We start from the raw sequence: 19,407 nt of genomic DNA on the forward strand, positions 1-19,407 counted from the left end.
ATCTTTTGATACAGAAAATAAAATATTAGATTAGAATAACTTTAAATAAGGAGGACTCTTTTCGAACTGACATAAAAATGACAGGAAAAGTGCATATTTTCTCGTACTTTTGAGTTCTTATTTATACAGAAAATAGAATAATACACACAAAGTAAACACGCGTATTTTTTAACGTACATGGACACACTTAGTAGTTATAAAATATTAACCATCACCCACAAGAGTACTACACTCAAGAGCATCGGTAATTTTGTATTACCAGATTTAGATAGTGAACATTCCCTTCAACAAAAATTACAGACGATCCAAGAGGCTCTTGGGTTGGATGAGCTATTGTATTTAGCTACCTGTAATCGAGTTTTGTTTTTCTTTACTACTGCCCAACCTCTAAACGATCGATTCCTAACGCAATTTGAATCTGTGGTCTATCCTGACTTGCCAGAAACAATTAGCTTAAAGGGAGCGGCGAGCACCTATTCTGGTAATTCTGCCATCACACATCTATTGGAAGTTGCTTCTTCTGTAGATTCTTTGGTGATTGGAGAACGAGAAATTTTGAGACAATTGAGAGAAGCCTATGAACGTTGTTTTAAGGTGGGCTCAACTGGAGATTCTATCCGAATGGCCATGCAATTGGCAGTAGAAGTGGCTAAAAAGGTTTATTCTACTACTAGAATTGGTCAAAAAGCAGTTTCTGTTGTCTCATTGGCGATTCGACAGCTATTGGCAAAAAATCCACCTAGAGATGCTCGTGTTCTTATAGTAGGAGCAGGGCAAACCAATACATTGGTTGGGAAGTTCTTAGCAAAATATGGATTTCAAAACTGTGTGGTATTCAATCGTTCTTTAGGAAATGCTCAAACATTAGCAACCATGTTGGGGGGAGCGCCTTATGCACTCAGTGATTTACCGACCTATAAAGGGGGATTTGATATTCTTATTGCGTGCACTGGTTCTACCAATGCTATTATCACACCTGACCTGTACCAAACGTTATTACAAGGAGATACTGGTGAAAAAATACTAATTGACTTATCTATTCCTAATAATATAGATACCAGCATAGCCGAAACATATAACACTACCTATATTGAAATAGATGGCTTAAAAGAGTTGGTAAATGAGAATCTTGCTTTTAGAGAAAAAGAAGTTACCAATGTACAGGCGATTATCAATGAACGAGTTGGAGAGTTTAAGAAAATTTACAAAGGAAGACAGGTAGAAATTGCATTAAGAGAAGTTCCTACTCAAATTAAAGCCATTCGTCAACATGCACTTACTTCTGTGTTTAAAAATGAAGTTTCTTCTTTGGATGATGATGTGCAAGAATTGATTGATCGGATGATGGCTTATATGGAGAAACGCTGTATTGCTATTCCTATTCAAGTGGCTAAGGAACACCTAGCTGGTGTGGTTTCTTCTAAAAAGATTTAAATCTTCTAGTATAGAAAATCGAAGCATAAATAGAAATCGGGCAATCTTCTACAGAAGATTGCCCGATTTCTATTTTTATTTGAAGAGGAAAGCTATTGTTTGACAACACGCTCCATTCTGGCTATTTTTAAGTTTTTATCTTCTAAAATGAGAGTATAAATTCCAGCTTCAATGTCTTTTAAGTCAAGTGCGATGGATTGATAGGAAGAAGGAACAACAGGGTACCTTTTTTCTATAATAACCTGCCCAAATGTATTAACTATTTTTAAATTAACAGCACTAGAGGTGGCTACTTCAAAATCAATGTTTAGCATATCATTAAAAGGTTGAGGATAAACATTATGGATGTAAAATTTATCATGAATAGCTAAATCTTTGCGGTTGATAGCCACTATTTTAGAATAAGAAATAGTACCATCATAGGCAATCATTTTCAAACGATAATAAGATACGGCTGGTAGTGGTGTTTGATCCGTAAAATGATACATTTGTTGATGAAGTCCTGGTTCTACTGTACCAAGCTTATTAAAATGAATGGCATCGCTACTTCGCTCTATGGAAAAGGTACTGGTGCTGCTATTGGTTTTTATTTCCCAGTTTAATACAACAGACTTATTAAGGTTTTCTGCGGCAAAATGAATGAGTTCATTTTTTAATAAGATAACGGTATTATATGCGCTTACTTGGATGTCAAAGTTGCAGGCTGTTCCAGCAAAACCATCAAGAGTTAAGAAAAAACATTCATTAGGGTTGGCAATCCAATAGTAGCTATAATCCGTTGTTGTACCAGGGTTTTCACAAATTTGAGAAGAGGCAGTCCCGCTTGTTATTGCTGCACAAGTTGTAGTGGCATCATAGACAGACATTTGTAACCCTTGAGAATTGTTGCAAGTCTGATTAAATATATGTACAAAAGCAGTATCACCAGCAAGCCAAGAAGGACCAGAGCACCATTCATACCAAACATTATTTTCTACTGATCCCAAAGAAGGACTTTGACAAACCGAATTATTATTGGCTGTTGCATTGGCATTCGTACTATTGATCGTAGAACTACTAAGAAGCGTTGTTGCCGTAGCACAACTACTATTGGAGGCTGTATGGGGAACAGAACTTTGAATACAAGACGAAGCGGAATTACAAGATGGACAACCTGTATTAATCGAAACTTGAGAACGAGTAACCTGAATAAAGTATGTTTGCCCTACCGTTAACCCTGAAAATGTAACACTATTATTTATTGCTACATTAGCTTGACAATCTACTTCTGTTAAGCTGCCGCAGGAACCTGAAAATAATGTATAGTCTTTTCTTTCAATATTTCCTGCTCCTTGACCACTATAATTGGTCTGGTTTTCTACTACCAAATCGGCAGCCGTAGCAGTAACCTCTAGCCATGTACAAGCTTGTCCAATGTCGTTATCGGGGGTACAAGATCCATCTATTGTTGCTGTGCCAGGCATCGTATTATTGCCACAGGCAGCAGTTTCGCATTGATATTGCCCGCAAAGTTGTTGCCCACAAGTATTGTTACAGTTACCAATGGCAGCTGGGTATAAATTGATAGCATCGCAAGGAGTTGCGCCAGTATTTTGAGCTTGAACACTAGAAAATAAAGCAAATGCAAGTATAAAAAAGCTCAAAACAAATAATTTATTATTTTTCATCTTTTATACTGTTTATAGCATTACTTGAAATTAATTGTCTAGGATATATTTTTACCATAATGCTAGGAGCTATATTAAGGTAAGCATATTCTGTCTCTTGTCTATTCTGCTCTATTTCAATTAATATTTCCGCAGTCATTTCGACAATATGGTTTCCTTTAGTAGGATCTAGTATAATTTCATAACTACCTTTTTTGGCTTGTCGATTAGGGTTGTTCTGCCCTAAGTCATCAGGGGTTCCATTTTGGGCAGACAGGGTGAATGCACCATAAAATAAAAAGATAAGTGTAAATAAAGTTTTCATAAGGACTAAATTGTGTTTGTATAAAATATAATATAGAGTATTTACCTTTGAGAGGTGTATTTTAGCTTAGATAGTAACATTAAACACCTGTTTATACTTTGAAAGTATAAATTAGTTAATATTAAATTTGTTATTCTTGCAGTGAGAAAATGGGTAGCAATGGAGTAGCCTACTAGGCATAACAACTCATTAATCTTAAAAGTAGATTAAATACAATCAATAGCTTATCTAAGTTTATTTTTGTTTGTTAGATAAGTACTATTGCAGATAGCAAAATACATTGAATGCTATTCTTACTGCAATAAATAAGATATACATGATTTATTAAGAAAGAGTTAGTGTAATTAGGACAAAACGGAAGTAGGGGTATTTATCATGATCGTTGATATTTAGTAAATAAAAAATATAAAGTTTAAAGTGATCAATAAATGAGTTATCTAATTTTTTAAGCATAGATAATCAACTATATACTTATAGGATATAAATAAACTAACTTATTTTACTTTAGATCTTTTTAGTTTTTTTTGGGGATTTTGATCTTTTTAGTGCGTCTCAATTCTATGTTATTTAAGAATTAAACATGCCATAAAATATTTTAACCTTCACAAGTTATACAAAAATAAGCTATTATCTAATTTTATGAGTGCATATTTTTGCCTTTAGATGTACCGTTTTTGCCAAATTTAATTTTAAATAGGGGGAAGTTGCGATATTTATTAGTTTTGCTTCTTTTGTGTTGTTGCCGATATTTTTCGACGGTTGATGTGTTTAGAACGCAACGGTGCCTTTAAATGCTAAGATTTTTGCTAATAAAAATCCCATGTTTTCTGCAAATCAGAAAACATGGGATGAAAAATATATGATAATTTAATGAGTTCTATTCCCATTCAATAGTAGCAGGAGGCTTAGAAGTAATATCATAAACAATTCGATTGACATGTTTTACTTCATTAACGATACGAGTCGAAATAGCTTCTAGCGTAGCATAAGGAATTCTAGCCCAATCTGCAGTCATGCCGTCTAAGCTAGTTACACCACGCAACCCAATGGTATAATTATAAGTACGTTCGTCTCCCATTACACCAACTGTTTTGATTCCTGTTAGCACCGCAAAATATTGCCAAATTTCTTTATCTAAACCAGCTTTGCGAATTTCTTCCCTATAAATCCAATCAGCTTCTCGCAGAATTGCTAATTTATCTTCTGTAATATCTCCAATAATACGAATCGCAAGTCCTGGACCAGGGAAAGGTTGTCTGTCAACAACATGGCTCGGTAAACCTAATTCACGTCCTACTTCACGAACCTCATCTTTAAATAAATCTCTTAGCGGCTCAATAACACCTGTAAAAGACATGTCCTCAGGAAGCCCACCTACATTGTGATGGCTTTTGATGACAGCAGCATGTTCGCTGCCACTTTCAATGACATCAGGATAAATAGTACCTTGAACCAATAATTCTACGCCATTCAACTTATCTGCTTCTGCTTCAAAGACACGAATAAAGGTTTCTCCAATATTTTTGCGTTTGGTTTCGGGATCTGTAATTCCAGCCAATTTGTCTAAGAATAATTTTTGTGCATTAACACGAATCAAATTTAGATCAAATTGTTCTGTAAACACTTGCTCAACCATATCTCCTTCATCTTTGCGCAATAAGCCATTGTCTACAAAAATGCACGTTAATTGATGCCCAACAGCTTTGTGGATTAACATAGCGGCAACTGAAGAATCAACCCCACCAGATAAGGCACACAATACTTTTCGATCACCAATTTCTTCCCGAAGTTTTTGGATGGTATTTTCTACAAAATTACGCATTACCCAATCGCCTTGACATTGACAAATCTCATATAAAAAGTTTTGTAACATCTGAGTACCTTCGGTAGTATGTACTACTTCTGGATGATATTGAAAACCATAAATCTTATTTTTGTCATTGGCAAAAGCAGCTACTGGACAGTGGTCAGTTTGTGCAATAATTTTATAATCGTTACTAGGCAACTGAGCTACTTGATAAGTATGACTCATCCAGCAGATTGTTTTTTGGTTAACCCCTTTAAAGATAGGATGTGCACCAGCTACTTGTAGTTCTTTTTTTCCATATTCACGATTTTCAGCTGCCTCTAATTTGCCACCTAACAGATGAGCCGTTAATTGAGCACCATAACAAATGCCCAAAATTGGGATACCTAATTCAAATATTTTAGGATCAACAGAAGGAGCATCTTCTTCATAGGCAATGCTAGGACCACCTGTAAAAATAATACCCTTAGGTTTTTTATTAATAATAGTTGCCAAATCTGCGCTATGTGGTAAAACCTCGCAATATACCTTTGCTTCTCGGACACGTCTAGCAATCAATTGATTATATTGTCCTCCGAAATCTAAAACTAGAACTAACTCGTGGTTATTCATTTTTTTATAATTATGAACGATTAATCTTATTTATTTAACTAACTCCATTCTTAAGCCCTACCCAAAAAGTAAGCTATCTTAAATAGGAAGCTAAAATTTAGTTGGAACCAATTTTGACTTCCTATTTAAGATAAGCACTATATTTGAATAATACTATTATAACTACAGCAACCAATTAGCGAACACTGTAATTAGGCGCTTCTTTTGTAATATAAATATCGTGAGGATGACTTTCTTTTAATCCAGCTCCTGTAATGCGCATAAAACGAGCGGTTTCATGTAGCGTATCAATGTCTTTGGCTCCACAGTATCCCATTCCTTGTTGTACTCCACCAATCAATTGGAATAAGGTATCTGCTACTTCCCCTTTGTAGGCAACACGACCTTCCACGCCTTCAGGAACAAGCTTTTTCTCTTCTGTCTTGCCCTCTTGGAAATAACGATCTTTACTTCCTTTCTGCATGGCACCAATAGAGCCCATTCCACGGTATACTTTAAATTTACGACCTTGATACAATTCCATTGCACCAGGGCTTTCTTTACAACCTGCCAAAATGCTACCCATCATACAAGTTGCAGCTCCTGCTGCCAATGCTTTTATAACATCGCCAGAGTATTTCAATCCACCATCAGCAATAACGGGAACGCCATAAGGCTTGGCTGCTTCTGCACAATCTTCAATGGCAGTGATTTGAGGTACTCCAACTCCTGCAACAACACGAGTGGTACAAATAGATCCAGGTCCAATTCCTACTTTTATCGCATCGGCACCAGCTTCTATTAGAGCTACCGTTGCTTCTGGAGTAGCGACATTTCCTGCAATAATAGCAACGTGAGGATAAGTATTTTTGATGTTTTTTAGGTGGTCAATAACCCCTTTTGAGTGTCCATGAGCGGTATCAACTACGAGTACATCTACACCTGACTTTACCAATGCTTCAACACGTTCGTGTGTATCTTTAGAGGTTCCAATTGCCGCAGCAACCAACAAGCGACCCTTTTCATCTTTTGCTGCGTTGGGATATTGTATGGCTTTCTCAATGTCTTTGATGGTAATCAAACCACCCAATTTAAAATCAGCATCTACCAAAGGTAGTTTTTCGATGCGATGTTTTTGAAGAATCGCTTTAGAGGCTTCTAGGGTAGTGCCTACAGGCGCAGTAATTAACCCTTCTCTAGTCATTACTTCGTCGATTTTGCGGTTGTGATTGGTTTCGAATCGCAAATCACGATTGGTCAAAATACCAACTAAGGTACCCTCTTCATTGGTAATTGGAACACCTGATATTTTGTATTTCGCCATGAGTGCTTCTGCCTCGTAAACATAGTGGTTGGCAGATAGGTAAATAGGTTTAGAAATAACAAAATTTTGAGAACGTTTGACTTTGATTACTTCCTCCGCTTGTTCCTTTATCGTCATATTCTTATGAATAACTCCAATTCCACCATTTCTTGCCATTGCAATCGCCATTTCTGCTTCAGTAACCGTATCCATTCCAGCGCTTATCAACGGAATGTTAAGCCACAAATTTTTAGTTAGACGAGTACGTAAAGACGTTTGATGTGGTAAAACTTCGGAATAGTTGGGAATGAGGAGAACATCGTCGAAGGTGAGCCCTTCTTTGAGCAACTTTTTCATCTTGGAAAGTTAAAGTGGTTTGGAAAAAATTGCGAGCAAATCTACATCCTTATTTTGGGATTCCAAAATATACCCGCCTTTAAATTGTAATAAAAGCAGCATTAAAGACTATATTTAATACTTAGCTAATATTGCAAAACCTGAAAAGGAGAATAGTTGTGTTTTTTAATTTTTTGATTCTTAGTTTTTTAGGTGGGGAAATGCTCTTTTTTGAAGTGATAAAAAAAACTATGTAATTATTTTTCTTTGGTCAACTGCACTTTTGTTTATAAAAATACTACCTTTGCACTTCAATTCAGGGAGTTCAGGAAAAAAGAGTTGGGCAGAGCCTCTATTTTTAAACCATTTTACGTCTTTTCATACATTAATCAAATGTCTAATCAAAAGAAAAGTGGCCTAGATATCGACCTTGGAAACCTTTGTTCCAAAGACGCATTCGGCTGGGCAAAAAAGACCTTCTCCAATAGAACCAATAAGGCAGGAGCAGCAGCATTAAAAGTAGACGGTGTATTCTCTAATATGCTACAATTTGGTGATCAACGTATTGGTATTGCCTCAGATGGCATCGGAACCAAAATTGAATTAGCAGAGCGTACAGGAATTTACGACACCTTAGGTTTTGACCTAGTTGCAATGGTAGCTGATGATTTGGCAACCGCAGGGTTTGAGCCAACTAATATTTCTAATATCATTGATGTAGATCATTTGGATAGAGATACCATTAATGGTCTAATGAAAGGTTTATCTGAAGCTTGTGATTTTTGTGCTATGAGTATTTCTGGTGGTGAAATTGCAGAACTAGGAAACCGAATCAGTGGCTATGGAGATGGGATGCATTTTAATTGGTGTTCGACAGCGATTGGCATCTTGCCAGAAGAACTAGAAAAACCTTTTGATGGAACGGCGATCAAAGCTGGCGATAAGGTAATTGCACTCAAAGGGCGTGGCTTCCGTAGCAATGGCTTTTCTTTAATTCGTAGAATTATGGAGGCTAGTTTTGGCGAAGCATGGCACAACGAGGCTTATGATGATAATCAGACTTGGGGTGAAGCATTGTTAACGCCATCTTTAATTTTTACGCCTGTTATTACTAAGATGATAAAAACTGGTGTACAACTTTCTGGTGTAGCACACATTACAGGTGGTGGTATTATCGATAATTTCCAACGAGTACTAAAAGCAAACGAGCTAGGAGCACAGTTAGACAATTTGTTTGAGCCGCTAGAAGTAATGCAGCGTCTGATGAAATTAGGGAATGTAGCAGCTGAGGATGCTTATTTGTATTGGAATATGGGGAATGGAATGCTGGTGGTTGCAGATGAAGGGCAAGTTAACCAAGTGTTGGAAACCGCAACCTCGTTAGGCTACGAAGCGCAAATTGCAGGAACGATTACGTCTGAGCGTAAAATTACACTCCAAACTGCGAGCGCAAAATTGCAAGGAACTTACTAAAAAATATAAAAAAAGACTGCCTATGAAATGGCAGTCTTTTTTATTAACGATAGAGCGATAATTTGTACTTGAATAGAAAAAGGAACCTTTTTTTATCCCAAAAGAGGAACCTGAACTATTATTTAAAATAGTATATTTGCGACTCGTAAATCTACCAACACCAAAAACATCCAATAAGACTCAATTAAAATAATGATGTTAGGTAGAGCATTTTAGTAGAAACTATAAAGGGTAGTTTCTCAACATTTTACTTTATAATTGATTTTTCCTAAGTCCTATCTTTTCTGATTATTTGGGGTGTATTATTTTTATTAGGGCAATTGAATTAGGGAAGATGGCGTTTTTTAGCAAAAATGCGTAGTGGTAATCGTCCGTTTATAACGTCTTATAAGACGGAATGTAATCACAAAAAACAATCAATAAAGTAATACAATAAATAATTTTTCATGAAAAGATATAGTTCAAAGATCATAGGGAGTGGTTCCGTATTGCCAAAAATAAAAAAAGCAAACAACGCTTTTTGGGACAATACATTTTTTAATAAGGATCACGTAAAAATGACGAAAACAAACGAAGCAATTACAGCTAAGTTTGAAGAAGTTGCGGGGATTGTAGAGCGTAGAGTGGCAGAAAAGGGAGTCAATGCTTCTGATCTAGGTACTCAAGCGGCAAAGTTGGCTATTGAATCTTCTGGAATTGATCCTGAAACATTAGAGTATATTATTGTTGCGCATAATTTTGGTGATGTTAATCACGGCACCATTCAATCGGATTTATTACCAAATCTTGCTGCTAAAGTAAAACAAAAACTAGGAATTAAAAACTCTAGTTGTGTTGCTTACGATATCCTTTTTGGTTGCCCTAGTTGGGTACAAGCGTTTATTCAAGCGGACTACTATATTAAGTCTGGCGATGTTAAACGTGTAATGGTGGTTGGGGCTGATACGGTTTCTCGTATGACCGATCCACATGATATTGATGGGATGTTGTTTGCCGATGGAGCTGGGGCTGCAATTTTAGAGGCTGTAGATTATGATGAAGAAAATCCTCTAGGGGTTTTGTCTCATATGACGGTATCGGATTGTGTCAGTGAGGCAGATTATCTTAAGATGGGCGATTCGCTTAAACTGGATACAGAAGGACAGTATATTCGTATGTATGGCAAAGGTGTTTTCCGTTATGCGGTTACTAAAGTGCCTGTTGCTATAAATGATTGCTTAGCCAAAGCGGGGTTGAAATTGGAGGATGTAAATAAATTTGTTATGCATCAAGCCAATATGAAGATGAACAAGATCATCTTAAAACGTTTGTATGAACTAAATGGCTATGAAGATTATCCAGAAGAAATGATGCCTTTGGTGGTGCACAAATTGGGGAATAGTTCGGCGGCAACAGTACCTACTGTCTTAGATTTGATCATGAAGGGCGTAATGGACGGGCATAGCATCAATAAAGGTGATATTGTTGTTTTTGCGTCTGTAGGGGCTGGCATGCATGCCAATTGTATTGTATATAAACATTCATAATAATTCATTAACAGAACAGAAAGGATGACTGCTTCTATTCAAGTTTTATTGAAACCACACATCATTGATGTAAAAGGCAAAAAGGTTGAAGAAAAATGCCTTAAACAATTAGGAATTGCAACAGGGAACGTTAAGAGCGCTAAGCTGTTCTCTATCAATTATGAAGCGACAGCTGAGGAGTTGCAGGACTATGCTACTCGTTGTATCAAAGATGTTGTAACAGATGAAATTTTGGTCAATGAACGATTTGAGCCAACCAATTATCAGGCTTGTATTGCGATCGCTCAATTGCCAGGTGTTACAGACGATGAGGGGACTTCTGCTCAAATGGCTTGGGTTGACTTCTTTAATATAGAGGCAGACGTTAATACACAGCATATTTTTACCCAAGAGGTGTATTATTTTGAAAATAAACTTACTCAGGACGAATTGAGCTTGATTGCTAAGCGATTATTAGGGAACCCTTTGATTAATCACTTCACTTATGCTTATCAAAATGAGGAAGGAAAACTAAGTTTTACTCCTTATGTACCTGAGGTGAAAATGACAGCGGATGAAACGACTGAAACGATTAGTTTGGAGTTGAGTGATGCGCAATTGGTGCAGTTGTCAAAAGAAAAAGTTTTGGCGTTGAATTTGGCGGAAATGAAGGCAATTGTTGGCTATTACAAAAACGAAAAAACCGTTGCAGAGCGTCAAGCGGTAGGCTTGCCTACCGACCCAACAGATTGTGAATTGGAAATCCTTGGACAAACTTGGTCTGAGCATTGTAAGCACAAGGAGTTTAATGCTGTTATTCATTATAAAAATGCAGAAACAGGAGAGGAAAAAACAATCAACTCTCTGTTCAAGACTTATATAAAAGGTACTACTTCAACGGTTCAAGAAAGTTTAGAGGCAAACAATAATCATTGGTTGGTAAAGGTCTTTTCTGATAATGCAGGAGTTGTAAAAGCTACCGAAGACAAATTATTTGTTTGGAAAGTAGAAACGCACAATTCTCCCTCTGCTTTAGATCCTTATGGTGGAGCTATTACTGGAATCTTAGGTAACAACCGTGATCCTTTGGCAACAGGGGTTGGAGGAGCTAAACTATTGTTTAACACCAATGTACTTTGTTTTGGAAACCCAGATTATGACAAGCCTTTGCTAACAGGACAATTGCATCCTCGTCAGATTATGGAAGGGGTGGTTTCTGGGATTGAAGATGGTGGCAACAAATCAGGTGTTCCTACTGTAAATGGCTCAGTTGTATTTGACGATCGATATAGTGGAAAACCTTTGGTTTATTGTGGTACAGGCGCACTGATGCCTTATGATTACAAAGGAAAACCATCTTGGGAAAAACCGATTGATGCTGGCGATCGAATTATTGTTGCTGGTGGACGAGTTGGTAAAGATGGTATCCATGGTGCTACGTTTTCTTCTATTGAAATAGATGAGCACTCGCCTTCTTCTGCTGTACAAATTGGAAGCCCAATTACGCAGAAAAAAGTAGCCGACTTTTTGGTGAAAGCTTGTTTGCAAGGACTGGTAAAATGTAGCACAGATAATGGTGCTGGTGGTTTGTCTTCTTCGATTGGTGAATTGGCTACCATTTCTGGTGGTGCAGTAGTGCATCTTGAAAAAGTACCGTTAAAATATGCAGGGCTAAAACCTTGGGAAATATTTGTTTCTGAATCTCAGGAACGTATGTCTTTGGTGATAGAAGAACCGCAAGTTGAAGCCTTGTTTGCTTTGGCAAAGGCAATGGAGGTAGAGCTAACAGATATTGGGTACTTTACAAGTGATGGATATTTAGATATTCGTTACAATGACAATAAGGTTGCTTATTTGGATATGGAGTTTTTGCACGAAGGAGATCCTCAAAAAGTGATGTATGCACAATGGGACAAACCTGCTTTGCAAGAGCCTACTCTATCTACTGCTATCGATTATAATGATACCCTAATTCAATTAATGGGTAGTTTAAATATTTGTTCTAGAGAATCAATCATCCGTCAGTATGACCATGAGGTAAAAGGTAAAACAATTATCAAACCTCTAATGGGACCTAAAGGTAAGGCTCCTCAAGATGCTGCTATTATGCGTTTTGGCTTTGATAGCTTTGAGGGCGTTGCCGTTTCAAATGGTATTTTGCCTCGTTATGGCGATATTGATGCTTATGAGATGTCAGCAGGTGCTTTTGACGAAGCGGTTCGTCAGATTGTATCCGCAGGGGGAAGCTTGCCAAATACCAATGCCAATGATGGCGTTTTTTGGTCGGTAAATGATAACTTCTGTGTACCCGATTCAGAATATCATGAAACATCTAATCCTGATGGAAAATTCAAATTGGCTAAATTGGTGCAAATGTGTGAAGCATTGTATGATATGGCAACTTACTTTGATATTCCATTAACATCAGGTAAGGACAGCATGAAAAATGACTTCAAAGCAGATGGTGTCAAAATTTCTGTTCCTCCAACAATTCTTTATTCTATGACTGCTAAAGTAGATGATGTTCGCAAAACGGTGACATCTGACTTTAAAGCTGCTGGAGATTTAGTTTATCAGTTGGGAACCACTTACAATGAGTTGGGCGCTTCTGAATTCTATAGTTTGTTTGATGAGTTGGGGGCAAATGTACCTAAAGTACGCAAAGAAACTGCAAAAGAATTGTATTTGAAGGTAATGGAGGCTAATGCAAAGGGATTGATTGAGTCTAGTCATGATTTATCAGATGGTGGACTGGCGGTTACCTTGGTAGAATCTGCCTTTGGTGGTGAATTTGGGGTAACAGCAAATCTAGATGTTTTGGGCGATTTGTCTAATGAGGCAAAACTGTTCTCTGAAACGCATTCTCGTTTTGTAGTATCTATTCGTCCTGAAAATCAAGCTGAATTTGAAGCAATTTTTGGTGACAAGGCTTATTTATTGGGAGAAGTTACGACTAATAAACAGGTACAAATATCAAGCAACAATAATAATCTAATTGATTTACCAACAGAAGCCTTGTTAGAAGCCTGGGCAGGAGGTTTGGTATTATAATAAAATGATTTTCAACTTTCAAATTGAACTAAAATGACAGCAGTAAAATCTTTAGTTATAACAGGTTTCGGAATCAACTGTGAAGAAGAAATGGCAGCCGCTTATCATTTGGCAGGTGCAACCGCAGATATTGTTCATTTAAATGAAATTTTACTAGGACAAGTTTCTATCCATCAATATGATATTTTAAACTTTCCTGGTGGCTTTTCTTTTGGTGATGATTTGGCTTCAGGTAAAGTAGTTTCTAATAAAATAAAATTCAAAAAATTACCTTCTGGAAAGGTCTTGCTTGATGAAATTAAGCAGTTTTTGGCAGATGGGAAATATATCTTAGGCGTTTGTAATGGTTTTCAAATGTTGGTACGCATGGGCTTATTGCCCAATACCAATAGTGATTTTGAGCCAGAAGCAACCCTGAGCAACAACAACTCTGGTAAATTTGAGGACCGTTGGGTCTATTGTAAAGTAAACAATGCCGCTCAAACACCCTTTCTAAAAGGAATTACTCAGATGGCGCTACCTGCTCGTCACGGAGAAGGAAAATTGATCTTTATGGACGATGAAATGCGTGCTAAGGTATCTAAAGAGCATTTAAATTGCTTGACTTATTGTACAGAAGATGGGGTAGAAACAGCAGCGTATCCTGCCAACCCCAATGGAGCTGATTTGAATTGTGCAGGTTTGACCAATCCTACAGGGCAGGTATTGGGACTAATGCCACATCCAGAAGCTTATTTGAGTTTGTACAACAACCCGAATTGGGGACAAATCAAGCGAAATAATCCTGATATTACAGAAGAGGGAGAAGGCTTGAAAATTTTTACGAATATTGTAGAGCACATCAAAGCGCAAAAACTGGCAACAGTTTAGTATTTTTAGGATTATTACTACTTACTAATTGAAGGCTAACCAATGAAAACAGGCATTCAACATATTGATATTCATACTTATAATAAACTAATACTTAAGGTATCTAGGAGAATTATTTAGGCTACATAGAGCCTGTTTGGGAAGTCTCTCAAACAGGCTCTATATGTTGGTATATAGAGCATTAGAATGAATTATTTTATCAAACATAAATCAATAAACAACAATGGATCTTTTGATTCCTATTAAACGAGCTTTAATTAGCGTTTCAGACAAGACAGGGGTGATTGAATTAGCGCAGTCTTTGGCAGATGCAGGCTGTGAAATCATTTCTACAGGGGGGACACAACGCAAACTAGAAGAAGCAGGTATTACAACAACCGAAATTTCAAAAGTAACAGGCAATCCTGAAGCTTTTGGTGGTCGTATGAAAACGATCTCTTTTAACATTGAATCAGCTTTGTTGTTCGATCGTGAAAAAGATGCTGAAGAGGCTGCTGCGCTCAATATTGAGTCTATTGATTTGGTGGTTTGTAACTTATATCCTTTTCAAAAAGTGTTGGAGCAAGGAGCAAATTTTGAAACCTTGATTGAAAATATTGACATTGGGGGACCAACGATGATTCGTGCTGCTGCCAAAAACTTTAAATATGTGGCAACAGTAACTCAGCCTTCGGATTACAATGAATTGATGGCTCAGTTGAAGAGCAACAAGGGAGCATTGACTTATGATTTTCGCAAAAAATTAATGTGCAAAGCGTTTAATCATACCGCAGACTATGATGCCTTGATTGCTACGACAATGGATCAAGAAATCGGAATCCATTCTTTGCGTTTGGGATTTGAAGAAGGAACAGACTTGCGTTATGGTGAAAATAGCCATCAGTCGGCTCGTTTTTACAAGCAAAAGGGAGCAGCCAATTCTTTGTACGATTTAAATGTTCTACATGGTAAGGCGTTGTCTTTTAATAATATTTTGGACATCAATGGTGCTATTGAGGCGATCAAAGAAGCCACTCGTCCTGCTTGTTCTGTGATCAAACACAGCAATCCTTGCGGATTATGCGAAGGAGATCATCAAGCAGAATTATTGCAATTGGCTTGGGCGGGTGACCCTATTTCTGCCTTTGGTTCTATCATTGCCTTTAACCAGACTGTTACGTTAGAAACCGTGCAGTTTTTCCAATTAGACAATGAAGATAGAAGTAAACGTAAATTTGTAGAGGTTGTTATTGCTCCTGATTTTACACCAGAGGCGTTAGCTTATTTACAACAACATAAAAACCTTCGTATTATTGAGTTTAATGCTGCTCGTTTGGTAGATGGTGTTGATTATCGTTATATGAATGGCAGTTTATTGGTTCAAGACACGGATACTGTTTTGCACAATAAATTGGATGTTGTAACCGAAAAAACAGTAGATATGGCGGTAGAACAACCGCTTATTGAATTTGGCTTGCGTGCCATCAAAACCATCAAATCGAATTCTATTGCGATCGTTCGTTTCAAAAATGGCTATGCTCAGCTATTGGGAATGGGTGCTGGACAACCCAATCGATTGGTGGCAACTAAATTATCAATTGAAAAATGCCGTGAGAACCTGCGCAATGAATATACTGGTGCAGCGGAAGATTTTGAAGCCTATGTTGCTCAAGAATTAGCAAATGCTTGGTTGATTTCAGATGCGTTCTTCCCTTTTGCAGATAATGTAGAATTAGCTGCTGCTGCTGGGGTTCGCAAGATCGTTCAACCTGGTGGTTCTATCCGAGATAAATCGGTGGTTAATACTTGTAATGAATTGGGTGTTTCAATGGTATTCACAGGTATTAGACATTTTAAACATTAATATTATTTAACAGAAAGCTGAGCCATTACTATTTGGACGCAAAAGGCAGTGGCTTAGGTTTTTATACTATTTTTATACGTAAATATTTAATATAAAATCATGGATTGCTTAACAAAATTCGTTTCCCCTCAATTAAAAACTATTCATAGAGGTAAAGTTAGAGACAGTATTCGTATTGACGACAACACTCGTATGATTGTTGTAACCGATCGAATTTCTGCATTTAACAAGAAAATCAAAACGCCTATTCCTACTAAAGGGGCTGTATTGAATGGTATTGCTAATTTTTGGTTTGAACAGACTAAACACATTATCGACAACCATGTTATTGAGCAAGTTGATGATTATATAACCTTGGTAAAAGAAGCAGAACCAATTCGAGTAGAAATGATCGTTCGTGGTTATTTGACAGGTTCAATGTGGAGAGGTTATCAGAATGGAAAGCGTCAAATTAGTGATGTAGTCGTTTCTGACGGAATGGTTAAAAATCAAAAATTTGATAGCCCAATTCTTACGCCAACCACCAAAGATGAGTTCGATTCTGAAATTGATGAAAAAGGAATCATCGAAACAGGTTTGGTAAGTGCTGAAATCTACGAGCAAATGAAAGCTAAGGCTTTAGAATTGTTTGCTTTTGGTAGTGAATTTTTGGCAGAGCGTGGAATTATCCTAGTGGATACCAAATATGAGTTTGGTTTAGTAGATGGAAAATTAATCTTAATTGATGAAATTCACACGCCTGATTCTTCTCGTTTTTGGAGTGCTGCTGATTATGCTGCTAACCCAGAAACTGCGGAGCAAATTGACAAAGAATTTGTTCGTCAATGGATGTTGGCTAACAAAGTAGATGGCGAGGTGCCTTCTGAATTGGCTGCTGAAGTAGTAGAGGAAACTAGCCGTAGATACCAAGAAATCTACAAAATGGTAACAGGGAAAGAATTTACATTGGTGGATTTGCCTTCTAAGGTTAGAATTTACAACAACTTGGTAAAAGCTGGTGTTATCAAACCTGGTTTTGTAGGGATTGTAATGGGATCTCCTTCTGATTTGGAGCACTGCAAAAAAATCAAAGCATTTGTCGAAAAATATGGCGTTTGTGTTGATATGCGTGTGCTTTCTGCACACAAAAATGGAGAGCGTATTGCTGAATTGGCTGAAATGTACAATACTTCTGTAGAGCCTGTTGGAGTGATTGCTGTAGCTGGACGTTCTAATGGATTGGGTGGCGCTTTGGCTGCTAATTTGAGCGTGCCTGTTGTGAACTGTCCTCCTTATTCTGACAAAACAGATTTGATTCTAAATGTCAATTCTTCTTTGGTAATGCCTTCTAAGACACCTGCAACAACAGCTGTTCATGTTGATAATGCTGCTTATGCAATCGTGCGTAGCTTAAATATTCCTAGTATTCGTGAGAGAATGGCACAGGATATTATGGATATGAAGCAATCTTTAAAAGATGCTGATGCTGAAATCAGAAACTAATCGTTGCTGTTAAAACGATTGCTTAAATTATAATAAAGAATTGGGGCGAACCATTGAGTTTGCCCCGATTTCTTAATTAATATTACTCTCTATATTGAGTTTCTCTTTGACAATTGATGAAAACAATGGGAGGCTAAAATCAAAAACAAAAAATGATAATTGACGCTATTTCACCCTTAGATGGTCGATATGCTGGTAAATTGGTTCCGCATAGAAAATATTTTTCTGAAAAAGGTTTGATGTATTATCGTTGCAAAGTAGAGCTACTCTATGTCTTGGCTCTGGATGAAACGGGGCTATTCGAACCCTTAAACGATACTGAAAAGACCAATATTCAAGATTGTATTGACAACTTTACAGATGAAGATTATCGTCGTATCAAAGAAATTGAAAGTGTGACCAACCACGATGTCAAAGCTTGTGAAATGTTTTTGAGAGAACGGACAGGTTTGCGAGATGTTAACTTATTGCATTTTGCGCTGACATCTGAGGATGCCAATAATTTGGCCTACACTTTTATGCTTAAAGATTATTTAGCAGAACAACATTTGCCTCAAATAGAGCAGGTGTTAAATAAGTTGATCGAATTGGCAGAAGCTTGGAAAAATATTCCTTTTCCTTGTAGAACGCATGGTCAGAAGGCATCACCAAGTACTGCTGGAAAAGAAATAGCTGTATTTGTAAATCGAATTACTCGCATTTACAAAGAATTAAAAAACTTTACCTTTTTGGGTAAAATCAATGGTGCTGTAGGAAACTATTCGGCTATGTTAGCTGCCTTTCCCGATTTTGATTGGTTGTCTTTTGCGCATCAATTTTTGCGCAAACATGGCTTAGAACCTAATATTGCTACAACACAAATCGAAGATCACGATACTTGGGCTACTTATTTTAATTGGACACGCCAGATCAATAATATTGTAATGGATTTGGATGTGGATTGTTGGCTGTACATTTCTAAAGATTTATTCTCAGAAAAGGTAAAAGCTGGCGAAGTTGGTTCTTCTACCATGCCACACAAAGTAAATCCAATCAACTTTGAAAATAGCGAAGGAAATCTCATGTTAGCGAATTCCATGCTAACCTTATTGTCGGATAAATTATGCCGCTCTAGAATGCAACGTGATTTGTCAGATTCTACCGTAGAACGCAATATGGGTTCCGCTTTATCTTATTCTTCTTTGGGAATGACAGAATTATTGCGTGGTTTGAATAAGTTAAAAATCAATGAAGATAACTGTCGCAATGAGTTGCACGATAGCCCTGAATTATTGGCAGAGCCTATTCAAACAATTCTTAAAATTGTAGGGGTAGATGATCCTTATACCTTGCTCAAAAAGGTATCTCGTGGTCAGAAACCAACTAGAGAAATGTTGATGGATCTAGTAAAAGGTTTGGATATAGACCAAAATATAAAAGATAGAATTTATAAGTGGGAAGCGGTAGATTATGTTGGAGATGCAGTTCGTATTTGTGACTTAGTTGTTCAAACAGCTCAAGAAGCAATGAAATAAAATCACTTATTGTAAGTTTTCTTCTAATTTGAAAATTTGAGGATGGAACAATATAATTTGTCTTCAAATTTTCAAATTGTTGCATTTTTTGAATCAACTAAAATACCGAAAACTTAGCGTATAAGCTATCTAATTAAAATGTTATGAATTTTGCTTTACGGCTTGAAATCCATAGCGTTAACTTTGCTGTTGTTGTTGAGCAGTAGTAGAGTACTTCAGAAGATCAA

The 19,407-nt window shown here is 37.0% G+C and carries 12 protein-coding genes; 8 read left to right on the forward strand and 4 right to left on the reverse strand.

The features are described 5' to 3' along the window. Positions 1–177: 177 nt before the first annotated feature. The gene (hemA, locus tag AsAng_RS26110) at positions 178–1,434 is read left to right on the forward strand and encodes a glutamyl-tRNA reductase (RefSeq protein ID WP_264790083.1); all 1,257 of its coding nucleotides are present in this window, start codon (positions 178–180) and stop codon (positions 1,432–1,434) included. 92 nt (positions 1,435–1,526) lie between these two features. Here hemA and AsAng_RS26115 read toward each other — a convergent pair whose 3' ends face one another. From AsAng_RS26115 to guaB, 4 genes are all read right to left on the reverse strand, one after another. After that, the gene (locus tag AsAng_RS26115) at positions 1,527–3,101 is read right to left on the reverse strand and encodes a T9SS type A sorting domain-containing protein (RefSeq protein ID WP_264790084.1); all 1,575 of its coding nucleotides are present in this window, start codon (positions 3,099–3,101) and stop codon (positions 1,527–1,529) included. After that, the gene (locus AsAng_RS26120) at positions 3,091–3,405 is read right to left on the reverse strand and encodes a hypothetical protein (protein ID WP_264790085.1); all 315 of its coding nucleotides are present in this window, start codon (positions 3,403–3,405) and stop codon (positions 3,091–3,093) included. The genes AsAng_RS26115 and AsAng_RS26120 overlap by 11 nt, the downstream gene beginning before the upstream one ends. Positions 3,406–4,282: 877 nt before the next feature. Then, the gene (gene guaA, locus AsAng_RS26125; protein ID WP_264790086.1) at positions 4,283–5,824 is read right to left on the reverse strand and encodes a glutamine-hydrolyzing GMP synthase; all 1,542 of its coding nucleotides are present in this window, start codon (positions 5,822–5,824) and stop codon (positions 4,283–4,285) included. 175 nt (positions 5,825–5,999) lie between these two features. Then, on the reverse strand, positions 6,000–7,463 hold the full coding sequence (guaB, locus tag AsAng_RS26130) for an IMP dehydrogenase (RefSeq protein ID WP_264790087.1): 1,464 nt from the start codon (positions 7,461–7,463) through the stop codon (positions 6,000–6,002). Between the two features lie 372 nt (positions 7,464–7,835). Between guaB and AsAng_RS26135 the strand changes: the two genes are divergently transcribed. From AsAng_RS26135 to purB, 7 genes are all read left to right on the forward strand, one after another. Continuing rightward, complete coding sequence (locus AsAng_RS26135; RefSeq protein ID WP_264790088.1) at positions 7,836–8,915, forward strand: AIR synthase-related protein; 1,080 nt, start codon at positions 7,836–7,838, stop codon at positions 8,913–8,915. Between the two features lie 446 nt (positions 8,916–9,361). Continuing rightward, positions 9,362–10,441, forward strand: a complete 1,080-nt coding sequence (locus tag AsAng_RS26140) for a 3-oxoacyl-ACP synthase III family protein (protein WP_264790089.1) — start codon at positions 9,362–9,364, stop codon at positions 10,439–10,441. Positions 10,442–10,465: 24 nt separating this feature from the next. Then, entirely contained in the window at positions 10,466–13,471 is a 3,006-nt protein-coding gene (locus tag AsAng_RS26145; protein WP_264790090.1) for a phosphoribosylformylglycinamidine synthase subunit PurL, read from the forward strand. Positions 13,472–13,504: 33 nt separating this feature from the next. Continuing rightward, the gene (locus tag AsAng_RS26150; protein ID WP_264790091.1) at positions 13,505–14,341 is read left to right on the forward strand and encodes a phosphoribosylformylglycinamidine synthase subunit PurQ; all 837 of its coding nucleotides are present in this window, start codon (positions 13,505–13,507) and stop codon (positions 14,339–14,341) included. 223 nt (positions 14,342–14,564) lie between these two features. Beyond that, complete coding sequence (purH, locus tag AsAng_RS26155) at positions 14,565–16,184, forward strand: bifunctional phosphoribosylaminoimidazolecarboxamide formyltransferase/IMP cyclohydrolase (RefSeq protein WP_264790092.1); 1,620 nt, start codon at positions 14,565–14,567, stop codon at positions 16,182–16,184. 99 nt (positions 16,185–16,283) lie between these two features. After that, entirely contained in the window at positions 16,284–17,666 is a 1,383-nt protein-coding gene (gene purC, locus AsAng_RS26160; protein ID WP_264790093.1) for a phosphoribosylaminoimidazolesuccinocarboxamide synthase, read from the forward strand. Positions 17,667–17,818: 152 nt separating this feature from the next. Further along, a complete protein-coding gene (purB, locus tag AsAng_RS26165; protein ID WP_264790094.1) occupies positions 17,819–19,180 on the forward strand; it encodes an adenylosuccinate lyase in 1,362 nt (453 codons plus the stop codon). The last annotated feature ends 227 nt before the right edge of the window (positions 19,181–19,407 follow it).

This window comes from Aureispira anguillae (genome assembly GCF_026000115.1).
Taxonomy (GTDB): domain Bacteria; phylum Bacteroidota; class Bacteroidia; order Chitinophagales; family Saprospiraceae; genus Aureispira; species Aureispira anguillae.